Genomic DNA, 16906 nt, shown 5'->3' with positions numbered 1-16906 from the left:
TATTTGCCATCTTACTATAAATTGGATTAATATGTCAATTAGATGACAGTTTTATTGTTATCCGTTTAAATCATGGAAAATTAGGGAAACAAGAAAGTAAGAACATACTAACCATTCTTAAAGGAGGAAGTATAGATGACTCAATCAAATAATCAAAACGAATCGAATAGCAAACTACTAAAAGGTATTATTATCGGAGGAATTGTCGGCGGTGCCTTAACATTATTGGACTCGAACACAAGAAATAAAATGAAACGTTCTGCAGTTCTTTTAAAAGACAATTCCATGAATATGATTGAACAGGTAAAACAAAATCCCGGTGAAGTGAAGGAACAAATGGTATCCGGCGTTAAGGGTGCAACCGAAACGATCAAAGAGGCAATCAGTGACGTTGAAACCCTATATGAAACCGTTAATGAAGAAGTCGTAGGAAAAGTATCGGAAGTGAAAGAGATTTCCACCAACGCCCTCGGTTCAGCGAAAGATGCAACAAGTGAATTGAAGGACATTAGCTCTAAAGTCGTAGTGGCTGGGAAGCAATTGAAGGAAACTCCTGCACAATCCCTGAAAACGGAAAAGGAAGATAATAAAAAAGGCGAAAAAGATAGCGATGAAATGGTCACCAAATCCCAACTATCAAATGAAAAATCCATCTCATCCAACTTCTAACACATAAAGAAAGAGCAGAGAAAACTCTGCTCTTTTTTCGTACTAAATATTGAATTGACTATCGTACAAATCCTTATAAAACCCTCGACTCATCATAAGTTCGTGATGGGTACCCATTTCGATGATTTCACCATCTTTTATAACCAAAATCTTGTCGGCGGTTTCTATTGTTTTCAATCGGTGGGCGATGACGAAGCTCGTGCGCCCCTCCGTCAAGCGGTTCACTCCTTTTTGGATTTCAATTTCCGTCCTTGTATCAATACTCGATGTCGCCTCATCTAAAATCAACACATCCGAATCCGCCAAGATGGCCCTGGCTATGGCCAAAAGCTGCTTTTGCCCTTGACTTAAATTCAAACCGCCTGTTGTGATCCGGGTCTGATACTGATCTGGCAAGTGTTTGATGAAGCCATGTGCCGAAGCAACCTTAGCCGCTTCAATCACTTCAGAATCTGTTGCATCTAACCGGCCATATCGGATATTTTCTAAAATGGTCCCCGAAAATAGAAAAGTATCCTGGAGAACAATGCCGATTTTCTTTCGTAAATCACTAATTTTATAGTCTTGTATGTTTCGACCATCCATGTTGATTTGACCCTGGTCCACTTCATAAAATCGGGATAGCAAATTAATAATCGTCGTTTTCCCCGATCCGGTCGGACCAACAAGGGCAATGGTCTGCCCGGCTGATGCCGTAAAGTTAATTCCCTTTAGAATCGGTTGATCCTTGGAATAGCCAAAATGGACATCTGTAAACTCTACATCCCCCTTAAAGGCATCGACGGGTATTGCACCCTTTTTATCCTTCATATCAGGCGTTTCATCCAAGATTTCAAATACACGTTCGGCTCCTGCAATGGCTGATTGAAAGGTATTTAGTAGACTGGACAGTTGATTGATTGGTCGGAAAAATTGCCGGGAGTAGGTCACAAAAGCGGCAATGAGTCCCACCGTGACCGTTCCCTTTACGGCCATCAAAGCACCGACACCGATGACAATAGCTAAGCCGATGTTGTTAATGAAGTTATTAATTGGCCCCAAGAACCCGGAAACTGTATCAGCGGCCATTGAAGAACGGCGAAGCCTCTCATTAACGGTGGAAAACTGGCTGAAGACCTTTTCTTCTTTTCCAAATAAAGTGATGACTTCCGTTCCTGAAATGGATTCCTCGATGAACCCATTTAACTCCCCTAAGTCACGTTGCCTTTTTATGAAGTTACTGCTGCTGTATTTGATGATCTTTTTAGTCGTCAGTATCATCAGCGGGACAATCAGTAGGGTTACCACCGCTAAAATTGCATTCATGGAGAACATCGCTATCGTCACACCGGCAATCATGAGCAACGAATTAAAAATTTGGATGACACTTTGACTTAATGCATTGTTCAATTGATCAATATCGTTCGTCACCCGGCTCATCAAATCTCCATGAACCCGGTTATCAAAAAATCGTAAGGAAAGCGTGTGAAATTTATTATATAAGTCTTTACGCAGCGTTCGAATGGTCCGTAACGATACATTTATCATGATGGCTGTCTGCATCCAGGTGAACAGAGACGATCCGATATAGACAGCTGCAAGTACCCCTAGCATTCTTACCGTACCCGTAATATCTTTCGGAATAATATAGTGATCTATGATTCTTCCAATCAGATAAGGTCCTGATAGACCAAGTAATGTCGAGAGCACCACAAATAAAATCGCTATGATCAAACCCGCTTTCTGCTTCTCTACATACTGCCAAATCCTTTTAACCGTCTGTTTTTTATTCTTTGCTTGAACGACCGGGCCACCAAATCCTCTTGGTCCGCGGGCTTTCCCCATCACATCTGATACTGGAGGTTGATTCATCTGCTTATTCATGGGGAGCTATCTCCCTTCCGCTTTGCGTCCGATAAATATCCTGGTAAACACGACTTTTGGCGAGTAGTTCTTCATGAGTACCCTTCGCCTCAATCATTCCGTCATCCATCACAAGAATCTGATCGGCATCCATAATCGAAGATATCTTGGATGAAACAATGAACACCGTCGAATCGGTAAATTCCCGCTTCAACGCCTGTAGGACCTTTGCTTCCGATAGGGCATCTATCGCTGACGTCGAGTCATCCAAGATCAAGATCCTAGGTTTTCGGATAAAAGCCCTTGCAATAGACAACCTTTGCTTTTGCCCACCTGACAAATTGTTGGCACCCTGAGTCAGCCTATACGAGAATGCCTTTTCAAAGCCCTTAACAAAATCAAGAGCGGCCGCGGATTGAGTCGCTGCTTCCATATCTGCCGTCCCCGCCTCCTCTTTTCCGAACCGTAGATTTTCTTCAATGCTTCCGGAAAACAGCGAGGCCCTTTGAGGAATATACCCAATCTCACCCCTTAGGCTTTTTAGAGGATAATCCTGTAAAGGGATGCCATCAATAGTAATCGTACCGGTATCAGGATCATATAAACGCGGAATCAACTTAACGAGGGTGGACTTCCCACTGCCTGTTGAACCGATAATACCTATCTTTTGTCCTCCTCGGGCATGAAAACTAATATCTTTAATCACATATTCACCATTTTTGCTATAACTGTAATTCACACGTTCAAACTTCACATCCCCCGTCCTTGCCTGAACAGATGCTGGTTTGGAAGGTTCATTAATATCAATTTCCGTATCTAACACTTGTTGAATCCGGTCTGCCGAAGGAAAGGAGCGCGTGATCTGCATCAAGACGTGACTACTCGACATCAATCCGTTCATGATGATATTCAAGTAGTTGATGAAAGCTAATATGACACCGACCTGCATCGTTCCGTTTTCTACCCTGATTGCACCCATCCACATACCAGCCACCACACCCAAATTGATAACAAATAACAAAATGGGCATTAAGGCCATAATGGTCTGCTCTGCCGCTACATTTCGTTTCGTCAGCTTATCATTAAACTCCTTGAAACTCTCCTTTTCAAATTCCTGGCGGTCATATGCCTTAATGACCCGGATGCCACTCAGTGTCTCCTGGAGCTTTGTATTCACATGATCCATGGCTTCTTGAACCCGTTTAAATAACTTCCCTGCCTGTGAGGAAAAATAAATAATGGCGACCATCAAAACAGGTACAGCGACCGCTAATACCGGAAACAATTCACGTGCTGTCACCCAGACGATAATGACACTCCCAATAAACATGAGCGGCCCCCGGACAAATATCCGTAAGGTCATCATAAGAGAAGACTGCACAGAGGTAATATCATTTGTCACAATCGTGATCAGCTTACCTGTCCCGAATGAATCAGTATTCTTACTAGAAAAAAGTTCCGTTTTCCAAAAAACATCCCTACGTACATCTGAAGCAAAATGAACAGCGGCTTTCGTGCTGTAAACGGTACAACCCAATCCACCTATCAGTCCAATCACTGCAGCTCCCAGCATCAAAAAGCCTAGTTTGGTCACATACACATTGTCTTGGTTGGCTATTCCCTCATCAATGATATGCTGCATCATAGTGGGTTGTAGTAAATCCATCGCTACCTCTATACACATACATAACGGTGCTAAAATCGCAAACAGCGTATATGGCTTCAGATAGGGCAATAACTTTCTTAACGACTTCACTTGCCTTCCCCTTCTTTCTAAAACAGTTCCTATTGGTTTAAAGGCTTTAACATTATTTTCACATGAAACTTTCTTCCATCACCCATTCCGTATACCTTGTAAAATAGCCCGTCAACATGTCCATTTTATGTAAACCTTTCTTCATATCGATTAATTTTAACACCCTAAAACCACTAAAAACAATTGAAATATCGCCAGATTTCACCTCACAAAATCGTATATAAACAAAAAATGGTGCAAAATCGTATGTTACCGATTTTGCACCATTTTCCCTCGTATCTTATTTCGTTGCTTCGAATTTATTCGTTATATCGTAATCTTTCTTCACTTCTGCTAACCAAACCGTGTATTCTTCTTGTAATTTATTATTTAGAAGCGCTTCTTTGATTTCTGACTTGCTATCTTCTAAATTCGCTTTTTTAGCTTCTTTTTTACCCGTAACTTTTATGATATGGTATCCATACTCCGTTTTGACCGGGTCACTGACTTTATTAACGTCCATGTTGAAGGCAACGTCTTCAAATTCTTTAACCATATTACCTTTTCCGAAGTATCCTAAGCTTCCGCCTTTTTCCTTCGTTCCAGCATCAGTGGAATACTTGGTTGCCAGCTCAGCAAAGTCTCCGCCAGCAGCAAGTTCTTTTTCTACTTTTTCCGCTGTCTTTTTGTCTTCCACTAAAATATGACTAGCTTCCACTTGTTCTTCTTGGGCAAACGTATCTTTATTTTCTTCAAAATACGCGCTGATTTCATCATCAGTAACAGTAATCCTAGGTTCCACTAATTTTTTCGTATGAAGATAAACCACGATGTCTTGTTTCAATGACGCTAGGGAAGAACCGCTCGCTTCCAATTGCTCTTTTAAAGCATCTTCTCCACCGTATGATTCAGCTAAGGTATCGATTTCTTTTTGGATTTCTTTCTCTGTAATTTTAATGCCTTCCTTATCTGCTTCTAATTCAACGATTTTATCAGTGATTAATTGATCGACCGTTTCTGCTCCATAATTTTTGACAAGCGTATCTTGTAGCTCTGCCTCTTTGATTTTCTCTCCGCCTACGCTCGCGACTGTCTTATCAGTAGAGACTACCATTGCATATATTAGGATGGCGGCGATAATTAATATGGCGCCTGCCCATACATATGTCTTCGTGCTTTTCAATAAATTCATATTCTCTCTCCCTTGATTTTTCATTTTATAATAGCAGGAAATTATTAAGAATATCTTAAGATTCCTCTTCACTCTGCTCTTAATGATTATACTAACATAATTTTTTCTCCACCGACATTTTAGAGTATCAAAGGAAACCGGCTTATCCAGTGGGCGACTTATCTACTATGCAAAAAAAAGCCTGGTCCGAGAAGGAGGACAACACCTTCTCAAACCAGGCTTCCATTTATTTGCGATGCATCTTGAATTCTAGAAAAAGGTCGTTATAACGGGCCAGATTTTTCTTTCCGATGTTTTCGTACACTTCTAGTTTATCAGTCAGTTCAGGAGATGGATAGAACCTCTCATCCTTCACTACTTCTTCCGGTAAATACTTCAAGGCTGCTTTATTCGGAGTGGAATAGCTTACATATTCCGCATTCTGTGCAGCCACTTCGGGATCTAACATGAAATTAATAAACTGATGGGCCGCATTCACGTTTTTCGTTGTTTTTGGGATGACCATATTATCGAACCATAAGTTCGATCCCTCTTTGGGCACCACATATTCAAGGGCTTCGTTTTCCGCCATGATTTCGGAGGCCACTCCGGACCAGACGATTCCAATAGCTGCTTCCTGCGTTTCCAGGAGCATGCGGCTCTCATCTCCAACAATCGCTTTTACATTTGGAGTAAGGCTATCAAGCTTCGTTTTCGCTTCTTGAAGGTGTTTTTCATTCGTATCATTTAGGGAATAATTCAACGAGTTTAGACCCATGCCGATTATTTCACGAGCACCATCCGTCAAAAGGATTTGATTTTTCAAATCTTTATCCCATAAGTCTTCCCAGCTTGTTATTTCTTTTCCCCCAAGCATCTTGGAATTATAAACAACCCCAACGGTGCCCCAGAAGTAAGGGACCGAAAACTTGTTTTCCGGGTCGAAAGGTAAATCGATAAATCGCTCATCGATGTTTTTCAAATTTGGAAGTTTGGAATGATCCAGTGGAATCAACAGATTTTCTTTACGCATTTTATCAATCATATATTCGGACGGAATAGCCACGTCATAGGTGGTACCGCCCTGTTCAATCTTTGTCATCATTGCTTCATTCGAATCGAATGTCTCGTAAATGACCTTGATCCCGGTTTCTTCCTCGAATCGGTCAATCAAATCCGTATCGATATAGTCTCCCCAATTATAAATGGTCAGTGTATCGCTACTTGTAAACCCTTGCGATGAGTTCAACTTCGATGTCACATACAACAGCAAGGCAGAGGTGATTGAAATGACTAGGAACATTTGGACAATCTTCTTCATCTTTTCCCCCCCATTCCTGTATGCTTGACTCGCTGCGTAACAAAGTAATAGACAACGACCAATATTAGTGTGACAAAGAATAGCAAGGTCGATAACGCATTAATATTCAAGGAAATCCCACGGCGGGCCAATGAATAAATTTCCACTGATAAAGTAGAGAATCCATTACCCGTTACAAAGAACGTAACCGCAAAATCATCCAGTGAATAAGTCAATGCCATAAAGAAACCGGCAAAAATACCCGGTGAAATATAAGGCAGAATGACTTTCGACATTACATTCCATCGGCTCGCCCCTAAGTCTCGGGCTGCATCAATCAAGGTAGGGCTCATTTCTTGAAGCTTTGGAAGCACCAGTAACACAACAATTGGAATGCTAAAAGCGATATGTGATAGCAGTACCGAGTAGAACCCAAGCTTGATGCCAGCCATTGTGAAAAGAATCAAAAAGGAAGCACCAATAATGACATCTGGACTTACAATCAGGACGTTATTCAGGGATAAGAATGAATTCCTCATTTGGCTGTTTGTAAAAGAACGGATCCCAATGGCACCGATGACCCCGATAATCGTGGCGATTAGCGCCGACAATAAGGCAATCACAAGCGTATTTAAAACAATGATCAACAGCCTTGTATCCTGGAAAAGCTCCTTATACCAATCCAGCGTGAAACTCTCGAAGTCATACATCGTTCCACCGCTGTTAAACGAATAAAAGACTAAAAAGAAAATCGGCGCATAGAGTACCAGAAAAATCAGGACAAGGAAAACCCTCGATAACGGCGATAGTTTTTTTCTCAATTTACACACCCTGCTTTCGGTTACCCGTTACGAACATAATCAGGAACATAATAATGATTAAAAAGACGGCAATGGTAGAACCCATTCCCCAATCCTGGGTCACCAAGAAATGTTGTTCAATTGCAGTTCCGAGCGTAGTGACCCGATTTCCAGCAATTAGCCTTGTCAGCATGAACAGTGAAAGGGCTGGGATGAAAACAACCTGGCAGCCGGTCTTAACGCCATCGATCGTTAACGGGAATATCACGCGTCGGAAAGTCATCCAACGTGATGCGCCTAAATCATTAGCTGCATCTACAAGAGTCGGATTCATTTCGTCCAACGCATTGAATATTGGTAAAATCATGAATGGAATAAAAATATAAACGGAAACGAATATGAAACTGAAATCAGTAAAGAGTATCTGTTGTTTTCCGATTCCTATCGCTTCCAAAAAGGCATTCGTCATGCCATATGTGCCGAATATGCCAAGGAACGCATAGGCTTTTAATAACAGATTGATCCATGATGGTACAATGACCAGCAGCAGCCAAAGTTGCTTGTGTTTGGTCTTGGTCAGAAGATACGCTGTTGGATACGCTACTAATAGCGAGATCGCTGTAATTAAAAAGGCATACCAAAACGAACTGAGTGTCATCTTCAAATAAACGGGAGTGAAGAATTTTTGATAGTTAATTAACGACAGATTGCCTTCGATATCGAAAAAGGAATAATACAGAACCAGTAGTATCGGCGCAATGACGAAAAATGCAATCCATAAGATATAAGGGATAAAGTAAATATTTCTAGAAAACTTATTTTTCATGGCTTTCTCCACCATGGTACGCTTCTAAACGCTTATCGAACTCTTCCTCTGTTTCTCCCAAACGCATGACGTGTATGGCCTCTGGGTCAAAATATAGACCGATTTCATCCCCGACGGTCACCTTTTTCGTCGACTGGACTAGCCATTCATTTCCATCATGGTCATAACAGCTGATTTCATAGTGCACGCCACGAAATAACTGAGAGTCCACCCGAACTTGCAGTTTCCCTCGATCGACTGAAGTAATCTCTAAGTCTTCAGGTCGGATGACAATTTCCACGGCTTCATTACGATTCAATCCTTGGTCCACACATTCGAATTGTCTCCCTACAAACTCGACAAGGTAATCTTCAATCATTTTTCCTTTTACGATATTGGATTCGCCAATAAAGTCGGCAACAAAGCGATTCAAAGGTTCATCATAAATATCAATAGGCGTTCCGCTTTGTTGGATTTTCCCTTTATTAAGGACGAAAATTTCGTCTGACATCGCTAGCGCTTCTTCTTGGTCATGAGTGACGAAGATAAAAGTAATGCCAAGTCTTTGTTGCAATTCCCGCAATTCATACTGCATTTCGGTACGCAGTTTTAAATCCAGGGCTGATAATGGTTCATCTAGAAGAATGACTTCCGGTTCATTCACAATCGCCCGTGCAATCGCTACCCTCTGACGCTGACCGCCTGACATCTCCCTGATTTCGCGTTTTTCATAGCCATCCAAATTCACGAAACTTAGGGCTTCTTTCACCTTAACCTCGACGTCGGCGTTCTTCATTTTTTTAATCCGAAGTCCAAATGCCACATTCTCAAACACATTCAAATGTGGAAATAGGGCATAGTCTTGAAAAACCGTGTTGACCTGACGTTTATTGGCCGGAACATTGTTGATTTTTTCACCCTCAAAATAAATATCACCTTTTGAAGCTTCCGTGAACCCTGCTATCAATCGTAGGATGGTCGTCTTACCACAACCCGATGGACCCAGTAGTGTATAAAACTTCCCTTTTTCAATTTCAAAACTGACATTATCCAGAACAACTGTATCGTCATCGAATTGCTTCGTAACATTTTCAAACCGTATAATCTTTTCATTTGCCATAGAGACTTCCCTCTTTCCATTGAACCGCATGTTCTACTTTTCAAATAGACAAGCGTTTGCAATCACTAAATTCTATAAATATGATTCCGTCACCACCAGCAGTAATTCGGATGCCCCATCAAAATCATTGATGATTTGATGTTCATCGGATGCATGAAAGTAAATGGATTCCCCAGCTTTTACAAAATAGGTATGAGTACCAAGCTTCACAATCACCCTGCCACTCAATACATATCCAAAGGTTTCTGACAACGAGGGTTCAAACTGCTTGAACTCCCCTTTTTCCTGAAGTGTCAGCCGAATCGGTTCCATTTCTTTTTCATTGGATTCTGGTACAAGCCACTGAATCTGATAACCGCGCTCTTCATCAATGAAAAAGGTTTGCGTTTCTTCCTCATACACTACCTTTTGAACTTGCTCCTCTTCATCAAAGAAGTCTTTTGGGGTGCAGCCAAGTACTTCAAGGATATTAAAAAAAGTCTCTATTGAAGGTGAACTTAAATCTCTTTCCAGCTGCGAGATATACCCTTTACTTAAATCCGTTCTCTCTCCCAGCTCTTCCTGAGTCAATCCTTTTTTTAAACGGAGATTTTTAATCTTTTTGCCAATATGCATAGTATTACCTCAATCCGTTTAGGAATAGTAAACTTACAGTCAATAAAGTTTTGTATTAGTAAACTTTAAGTTTAATTTAATTTTAATTTAACGGTCTTTATTATACAGGAATTAAGTAAAAGTTCAACGGTAATGCAAGGAAAAAATCCCGTTGCGATGAGATGGCTAGATAGTCCGCCAACAACTGGGAAAAAGGAAGGCTGACTCTTGTATCCTTACCAGTATTTAATCAATCGTTTAATGAAAGTTTACCCGTTTAGATGCCCAATCCATTCTGCCGAAAGATGTGCATAATAAAAGGACCGCCATTTTCGGCAGTCCTTTTTCATCATAATCTGGCCGCAATCTCCTGGGCCCTTTTCTCTCCATCCGTAATACAATCAGGGATTCCTACCCCATAATATGAGCAACCTGCAAGAAGTACATTCGGATAGTTCGCTTTCATTTTCTGCTCTAGGGATTGAACAATGTAAGGGTGTTGAATGTGGTAATTCGGCATGTTGTCCTGCCACTTCGTAACTTCGCTTGATACAGGACACTCAGAAATATCCAAGCTTTTTTTAATATCCCCTAATGCCACTTGTATTAATTCTTGCTTCGATAATGACTGTAACCGATTATAATCAGGGTTGGAGCTTTTATAAAAGAGCCGGACTAGCAACTGGCTATTTTCTGAAGTATGCTCCCATTTCCGACTAGTCCAGGTACAGGCATTGCACATCAAATCACTATTTTCACCGACAATGAATCCTGTTCCATCAGGCAGTGTACTGTCGGGGATATCGAATCCAAGGTATATGCTGATCATAGAACTATTAAGCAATCCGGCAAAGTCCTGGTCCAGTTCAGTGTCGCCCAATAGTTTTTGCGTAGTCGTATGTGGCGTACTTAGAACGATGAAATCCGTCTCGATGGTTTCTCCATTTACTAAGGTAACCGTATAGCGCTCTTCATTTTTCCTTATTCTTTCAACCGGATTCCCTTTTAAAATGTCCACACAATCGAGGAGTTCTTCCAACCGTTCAACCAACATCGATAAACCATTCTTAAACGAAAGGAACTTTTTGTTCCCCTTGCTCCTGTATTTATCCTTATTCTCCGATAAGCCGCGGATGATGCTCCCATATTCATTTTTATAATCCAGCATTTCCGGTAATGTCTTGGCAATGGTCAGGTCATGTAACTTACCTGAATAAACGCCAGATAAAACTGGAGAAATCTGCTTCTGAACGAGTTCCTTACCCAGAAAGCTTTCCAGAAATAAACCGATTGAATCATTCTTCGTAAACGTCTCGTTTTTTGTATAAAAATCTCTTAACGCGTCCACCTTACCCTGTGGAGAAATGAGTTCGGTTTTTGCCAAGGACTCCAGGCTCATCGGAATACCGAATAGAGCGTCTTCAGGTATTTTCTTCAGTTTCCCGTCCGTATGGATGAATGATGTTCCTGTGGCATTGTAGACCACATCATCTTCAAGACCCAATTCTTTGATAAATGGTTTTACATGTTGTTTTCTGGCAACAATCGAATCCGCACCCGCCTCCATCTTAAAAGCACCATCATGAATCGTATTGATTTTACCGCCTAATGTATCATTTCCTTCTATCAGGATTAATCTTGCGGGAAGGTTATCGGCCTTCACGACCTTCTGTAAATGATACATGGTCGACAACCCTGTAATTCCTCCGCCAATGACTACAACTGTTTTCATATTTTCACACCTCTATTAGCATACTTATCAATAAACAAAGTGTACCATAAGGCAGAAGGGAAATTAAAACAGCCACGAATTCAACATGGACTTTTGAACCGGCTGTAACATTTCAGACAAATTCCAATCACTTAGTAGATGGTGTGCGAATGTTCCTTATCGATATCCCACTCGCTTTGTTTTATCTTTTCCTTTTCTCTACGGTTGAAACTCCTCCAAGCGCACGAAAAGCACGGTCGATTAATTCGACCGTGCTTATCCTGAATATGGTCAATGACTGTTTTCGTTGATACTAAGTGCTTCGCGTAAATTGATTTGCTGCCGGATTCTATTGGCAACATCCCTTGGTATTTTTCTTTTTTCAAACATTTCCTGAACGTCGTCACGTTCTGCCTGAATCGCCTTATAAAATAGTTCTCGTTCATAATTGACCATTTTACTAGGTTTACGACCTTTATTTTCTCTTTTGTATCTCAAAATAAGTAATTTATACTCTTCGATGATCATGGAAGAGGTCTCATGGTTTTCAGGTGTAATGCCTGCTTGTATCTCTTGGATAGCCACTTTATACATCCTGATCTTAAGGTCTTTCACCTTTTCTAGTCTCTCCAAATTAATTCTTCTTATTTCTTTTTTATTCGGGAAGAATAGTTTAAACACCTTTAACATCGATCGTCTAAAAAGTGTCAAGGACCTGTAAAAACGGAATTTCATCCGATTAGTGACTGCCCCTTCCATACGTTGGATATATTCCAAGCAAATATAAGCGGATTCCCTATCTACTTTCTCCTCTTTAATGAGTTGGTCCAGGAATTTCCTCTCCGCCTCAAGAGCTTTAAAGCGAAGTTCTTTTTCTTCTTCTCCAATTGTATTTGAACTTTTGCCCTGTTCAACATAGGAAAGCGCATTGATTTTCGTATGGTATCTCGAAATAATGGACATAGCCGCTTCCCGGTTTTCATCCGTCATTTGAGACTCCACAGTTTTAATCGCCGATTGATGTGCATGAATGGTAGCCAATTTTAGCTTATCAGCCTGCTTATCCACCACTTCTTCTTCCTCTGTTCGGGCCACGATAGGAAGGAAGACACTTGCAACGATCAAAGAAAGTAATATGACGCCCGCTGCAATGAAGATGATTAACGAGCGCTCCGGAAATGGACTGCCATCCGCTAATATATAGGGAATCGAAAAAGACCCTGCTAGTGTAACCGCTCCGCGTACTCCGGAAATGGTAATGATTCCTGCCGCCATGAAGTCCGGTTTTTGGACACCGGATTTATACGTCATCCAACCGATTGACCAAGCGGCAGTAATCCAGATGTATCTTAGGATAAATAGGAACAGAGTAATGACTACAATATAGAGAATCACTTGTCCATTATGGAATGCTGGATCTTGGAATATGATCTTGGCCACGCTAGGAATTTGCAGACCTAATAGAACGAATACCAAACCATTTAATACATATAGAATGACAGACCACGTACTCTTGGATACGACCTGCAATTCGACTGTTGGTGATAGCTCCCGATCTCGTTCTATGGCATGAACAATTCCCCCTGCCACAACCGCTAAAATACCTGAAAGGTGGAAATGCTCCACAACGAGGAAAATGATAAAAGGTGTTAGGATTTGGATCAACGTATGCATCGTTACATCTTCCATACCCAACCGGCGAATGATGACACGTAGCCTGATAATAATGAAGGACAAAACAGCCCCACCTACAAATCCCCCAATAGCTATCAAAATAAAACTAAATGTTGCATCGACCAAGGAGAAGACCCCCGTGACAGTAGCCGCAACAGCAAATTTAAAAGCTACCAGACCTGAAGCATCATTCATTAACCCTTCCCCTTCAAGAAGGTGCATGATACTTTTCGGTAACTTAAGCCTACTAGCCAGAGCACTGACCGCGACAACATCCGTAGGAGAAAGGATGGCCGCTAATGCAAATGCAGCAGGCAATGGGATAGAAGGAATCATCCAGTTAATAAGATATCCTCCAGCCCAAACGGTGACGAACACGAGGCCTAAAGCAAGCATGAGAATCGGTGTCCTCAACTTCCATAAGGCTGTACGAGGCACATTTTTACCATCGTTAAATAAAAGCGGTGCTATAAACAGAAGCAAAAAGAGTTCTGTTTCCATTTGTATATGTATACCTAAAGGTAAGAGTGCTATTACGACACCCAGTGCTATTTGAATTAACGGCACCGGTACAAAAGGGACAAAATGATTGATTACATTAGACGCTCCAATTAAGATAAGAAGCGCTAATATAACAAGAAAAAACTCCATACGAACATTCAACTTCCTTTCTTAACTATTTTCATAACTATAAGCGTACCATAATATACCCCCTCCGTTCATTCATTAGCTTATCCTTCCCTTGAATTATTAGGAATTATCTATACATTTTAACTAAAACCTATTGACCCCAACGTTGCGTAAGGGATTAAGATGAGGATGAGGTGATTGGAGTGTTATATAAAATCAAAGAAATTGCCGATATAGCAAATATCAGCATACGGACGTTACACCATTATGACAAAATCGATTTACTTAAACCAGAAGCGATTTCTTCTTCCGGATATAGGCTTTATTCCGATCAAAATCTAGAGACATTACAGCAAATCCTTTTTTATAAAGAAATCGGGTGTTCACTTCAACAGATTAAATCCATTCTTGAAAGTCCTGATTTTGATCGCAAACGTGCTTTGCTTCAACATAAAGATCTCCTCAAAAAAAAGAAAGAACGACTAGAAGAGATGATTCAAACGATTGATCAGACCCTGTTAATAATCGAAGGAGGCGGCACCATGAACAAAGAAGAGATGTTTGAAGGCTTTGATATGTCTGAGATAGAGCACTACCAAAAGAAGTATGCTAAAGAAGCGCAAGAACTATATGGGAAAAAGATAGTCGACGAAACTTTGAAAAAAACCAATAGCTACTCAAAAGGTGACTGGAAGTCCATAACCAAAACTCAAGAAGACATTTATCAAACATTAATAGAAGGAATGAGTCATGGTCCTGGTGATCCACAGGTTCAACAAGCAGTCGCAGCATGGCAAAAATATATCACAGAAAACTTTTATGAATGTACCCTGGAAATACTCCGTGGACTTGGTGATTTATATGTCCAGGATGAACGTTTTACAGCTACTATCGATAAATACAAACCCGGTTTGTCCACATTCTTTCGAAGCGCCATTATCATATACTGTGATAATCACACTTCATAGTATTAAAAAAAGCTGTACGGCCTGTGGTCGAACAGCTTTTCTATTATACACGATCAATTTCACTCAATTATGACGCTCCTGGAACAAACAAACGCAGGTGATTATGCAATACTTCCGCTTGAAAAGGCATTTCGCTACCTCTTTCACCATCCATATTAACAATGAGGTCCTCTGATGTAGATACGTGAAGCTTAGAGGTTGGAATGTACTCTATTTCTTCATGGTTCTTGATTTCTCCCTTAATTAAACTTGGAATGATTTTGAGGATGAGTGGAATGGAAAGACTTTTGATGATGAATGTATGGAGTTTCCCGTCATTCACTTCCGCCTCTGGTGCAAGTTGTTCAAAACCACCGACAGAATTTGTCATCGTAGCAAACAGTAAATAAGTCTCACCGGTCCACCTTCCATGATCATGTTCCACAGTTATAGGGAATGGTGTCTTCTTGACTAACGTCTTTGCTCCTTCCAAAAAATAAGATAGTGAGCCAAGACGCGTTTTCTGCTCCACACTCACATTATAGGTAGCCTCTGCAATGGCCCCGACCGCCAATACATTCATGAAATACCGATTATTGATCTTACCGATATCCGCTTCTTTAACCGCAGATTTTGTGTACATCTCCATTGCTTTGATAGGGTCTAACGGTATATTAAGTGCCCTTGCAAAGTCATTCACTGTTCCGAGTGGGATAATCCCTAATATGGGCCTATGCTCCTGTTCCGCGAGACCATTGACCGTCTCATTTACCGTACCATCTCCCCCCATTGAAATTACGGCATCATATTTCCCTTCACATGCTTCTTTTGCAAACCGCGAAGCATCACCCTCGCCCTTCGTTTTCCGAACCACTACTTGTTCATAAATATCTCCAAGCACCTTTTCCACATTGGGCAAAATTTCTCCTGCTTTTTCTTTTCCAGAGGATGGGTTAATAATGACCATAACTTTTTTAGACATAAGTGACCTCCTGTTATTTATTGCTATTAACAAGTTACCTCTTTACTAAAATACTAAAACCAATTTCCCATTCTTTTGCGAAAATAACCCCACCGATGAGTTAAAATCTTAGAAAACCCTTCGAATCTCACCCCCGTACTAGCAAAAATCCCCTGTACTATTCTGTTATATAAATTAATCTATTTAGTCTTGGCCGCTCCATCCCATCAATCCCACTTTTTAGGCAAACATAGTAATCAGGTTTAGTTAAAAAGAAAAAAATAATAAAATATATCACAGAAAACCCTTGTTACAATAGGATTCTCCATACTAATTTGGAAATATTTTTAAATTTTCTGTGAAATGCCTATACTTTTTTAACCATCGGGTATATACTGTATTATAACAACAGACAGATATTAAAAACTGTACTACAGAAAGGAGAGTGTGACATGCAAACGAGTCAATTAGAAAACATGAAAGACCAATCATTAGCACAATGTACCGAATGTGGTGAAACCCTTTTTGATGGAACAGAATCTTACTTGATGGAATGCGATCGCTGCCTTTCTAAACGTGAAGAGTGAATAAGTCTTAAAAATAGAAAAGACCTTAATAAAGGAGGAAACCATCATGCAAACTAAAAAATCCATTGAATTTTTCAACAGTATCCCTGCCAAACATTGTCCAGAGTGTGGCGACCATATCGTCGAACACGCTGAATCTTACTTGATGGAATGTGACCGTTGCCTTTCTAAAAGCGAAGACTACTAAACAACTAAAAGGAGGAACAAATATGCAAACTAAAAATCCAATGGAATTCTTCAGAACCCTTCCACCCAAGCAATGCACCGAATGCGGGGAGCAAATCGTGGAACAAGCCGAATCCTACTTGTTGGAATGTGACCGTTGCCTTTCTAAAAGCGAAAACTATTAAAAAACAAGAA

At 40.6% G+C, this 16906-nt stretch carries 16 protein-coding genes; 5 read left to right on the top strand and 11 right to left on the bottom strand.

Annotated elements, in window-relative coordinates:
- The first annotated feature begins 135 nt into the window (after positions 1-135).
- Entirely contained in the window at positions 136-669 is a 534-nt protein-coding gene (locus ACIQXH_RS18480) for a YtxH domain-containing protein (protein WP_402875593.1), read from the top strand.
- A 42-nt stretch (positions 670-711) separates the two neighbouring features.
- On the opposite strand, the gene ACIQXH_RS18475 is transcribed toward ACIQXH_RS18480, so the two are convergent.
- The 10 genes from ACIQXH_RS18475 to ACIQXH_RS18430 form a co-directional block, all read right to left on the bottom strand.
- Entirely contained in the window at positions 712-2493 is a 1782-nt protein-coding gene (locus ACIQXH_RS18475; protein ID WP_402875652.1) for an ABC transporter ATP-binding protein, read from the bottom strand.
- 31 nt (positions 2494-2524) lie between these two features.
- Positions 2525-4267, bottom strand: a complete 1743-nt coding sequence (locus tag ACIQXH_RS18470) for an ABC transporter ATP-binding protein (RefSeq protein ID WP_403125211.1) — start codon at positions 4265-4267, stop codon at positions 2525-2527.
- A gap of 280 nt (positions 4268-4547) precedes the next feature.
- Positions 4548-5438, bottom strand: a complete 891-nt coding sequence (locus tag ACIQXH_RS18465) for a peptidylprolyl isomerase (RefSeq protein WP_402991382.1) — start codon at positions 5436-5438, stop codon at positions 4548-4550.
- Positions 5439-5664: 226 nt separating this feature from the next.
- Complete coding sequence (locus ACIQXH_RS18460) at positions 5665-6738, bottom strand: ABC transporter substrate-binding protein (protein ID WP_402875589.1); 1074 nt, start codon at positions 6736-6738, stop codon at positions 5665-5667.
- Complete coding sequence (locus ACIQXH_RS18455; RefSeq protein WP_402875588.1) at positions 6735-7538, bottom strand: ABC transporter permease; 804 nt, start codon at positions 7536-7538, stop codon at positions 6735-6737. Before ACIQXH_RS18455 ends, ACIQXH_RS18460 begins: the two co-directional genes overlap by 4 nt.
- Position 7539: 1 nt before the next feature.
- Positions 7540-8343, bottom strand: a complete 804-nt coding sequence (locus ACIQXH_RS18450) for an ABC transporter permease (RefSeq protein WP_402875586.1) — start codon at positions 8341-8343, stop codon at positions 7540-7542.
- Positions 8333-9442: an ABC transporter ATP-binding protein gene (locus ACIQXH_RS18445; RefSeq protein WP_403125207.1), complete on the bottom strand. Its 1110-nt coding sequence runs from the start codon at positions 9440-9442 to the stop codon at positions 8333-8335. The genes ACIQXH_RS18450 and ACIQXH_RS18445 overlap by 11 nt, the downstream gene beginning before the upstream one ends.
- A gap of 72 nt (positions 9443-9514) precedes the next feature.
- Positions 9515-10057 (bottom strand): helix-turn-helix domain-containing protein, encoded by a 543-nt coding sequence (locus tag ACIQXH_RS18440; protein ID WP_402875580.1) that lies wholly within the window; start codon positions 10055-10057, stop codon positions 9515-9517.
- A 328-nt stretch (positions 10058-10385) separates the two neighbouring features.
- Positions 10386-11768, bottom strand: a complete 1383-nt coding sequence (locus ACIQXH_RS18435; RefSeq protein WP_403125205.1) for a protoporphyrinogen oxidase — start codon at positions 11766-11768, stop codon at positions 10386-10388.
- Between the two features lie 270 nt (positions 11769-12038).
- Entirely contained in the window at positions 12039-14072 is a 2034-nt protein-coding gene (locus ACIQXH_RS18430) for a Na+/H+ antiporter (RefSeq protein WP_402875650.1), read from the bottom strand.
- Between the two features lie 182 nt (positions 14073-14254).
- Here ACIQXH_RS18430 and ACIQXH_RS18425 point away from each other — a divergent pair, with 182 nt between their 5' ends.
- Positions 14255-15019, top strand: coding sequence for a MerR family transcriptional regulator (locus ACIQXH_RS18425; protein ID WP_402875577.1), 765 nt, complete (start codon positions 14255-14257; stop codon positions 15017-15019).
- 67 nt (positions 15020-15086) lie between these two features.
- On the opposite strand, the gene ACIQXH_RS18420 is transcribed toward ACIQXH_RS18425, so the two are convergent.
- Complete coding sequence (locus tag ACIQXH_RS18420) at positions 15087-15980, bottom strand: diacylglycerol/lipid kinase family protein (RefSeq protein ID WP_402875576.1); 894 nt, start codon at positions 15978-15980, stop codon at positions 15087-15089.
- 431 nt (positions 15981-16411) lie between these two features.
- On the opposite strand from ACIQXH_RS18420, the gene yhfH (ACIQXH_RS18415) reads away from it, so the two are divergent.
- From yhfH (ACIQXH_RS18415) to yhfH (ACIQXH_RS18405), 3 genes are read left to right on the top strand one after another with little or no spacing between them, the layout of a single operon-like run.
- Positions 16412-16546 (top strand): protein YhfH, encoded by a 135-nt coding sequence (yhfH, locus tag ACIQXH_RS18415; protein WP_402875574.1) that lies wholly within the window; start codon positions 16412-16414, stop codon positions 16544-16546.
- Positions 16547-16592: 46 nt separating this feature from the next.
- The gene (gene yhfH, locus ACIQXH_RS18410; RefSeq protein ID WP_403125202.1) at positions 16593-16733 is read left to right on the top strand and encodes a protein YhfH; all 141 of its coding nucleotides are present in this window, start codon (positions 16593-16595) and stop codon (positions 16731-16733) included.
- Between the two features lie 22 nt (positions 16734-16755).
- The gene (gene yhfH, locus ACIQXH_RS18405; protein ID WP_402959253.1) at positions 16756-16896 is read left to right on the top strand and encodes a protein YhfH; all 141 of its coding nucleotides are present in this window, start codon (positions 16756-16758) and stop codon (positions 16894-16896) included.
- Positions 16897-16906: the final 10 nt, after the last annotated feature.

The organism is Peribacillus sp. NPDC097225 (genome assembly GCF_044761955.1).
In the GTDB taxonomy this organism is placed as follows: domain Bacteria; phylum Bacillota; class Bacilli; order Bacillales; family DSM-1321; genus Peribacillus.
This window is presented reverse-complemented; position numbering and strand designations above follow the sequence as displayed.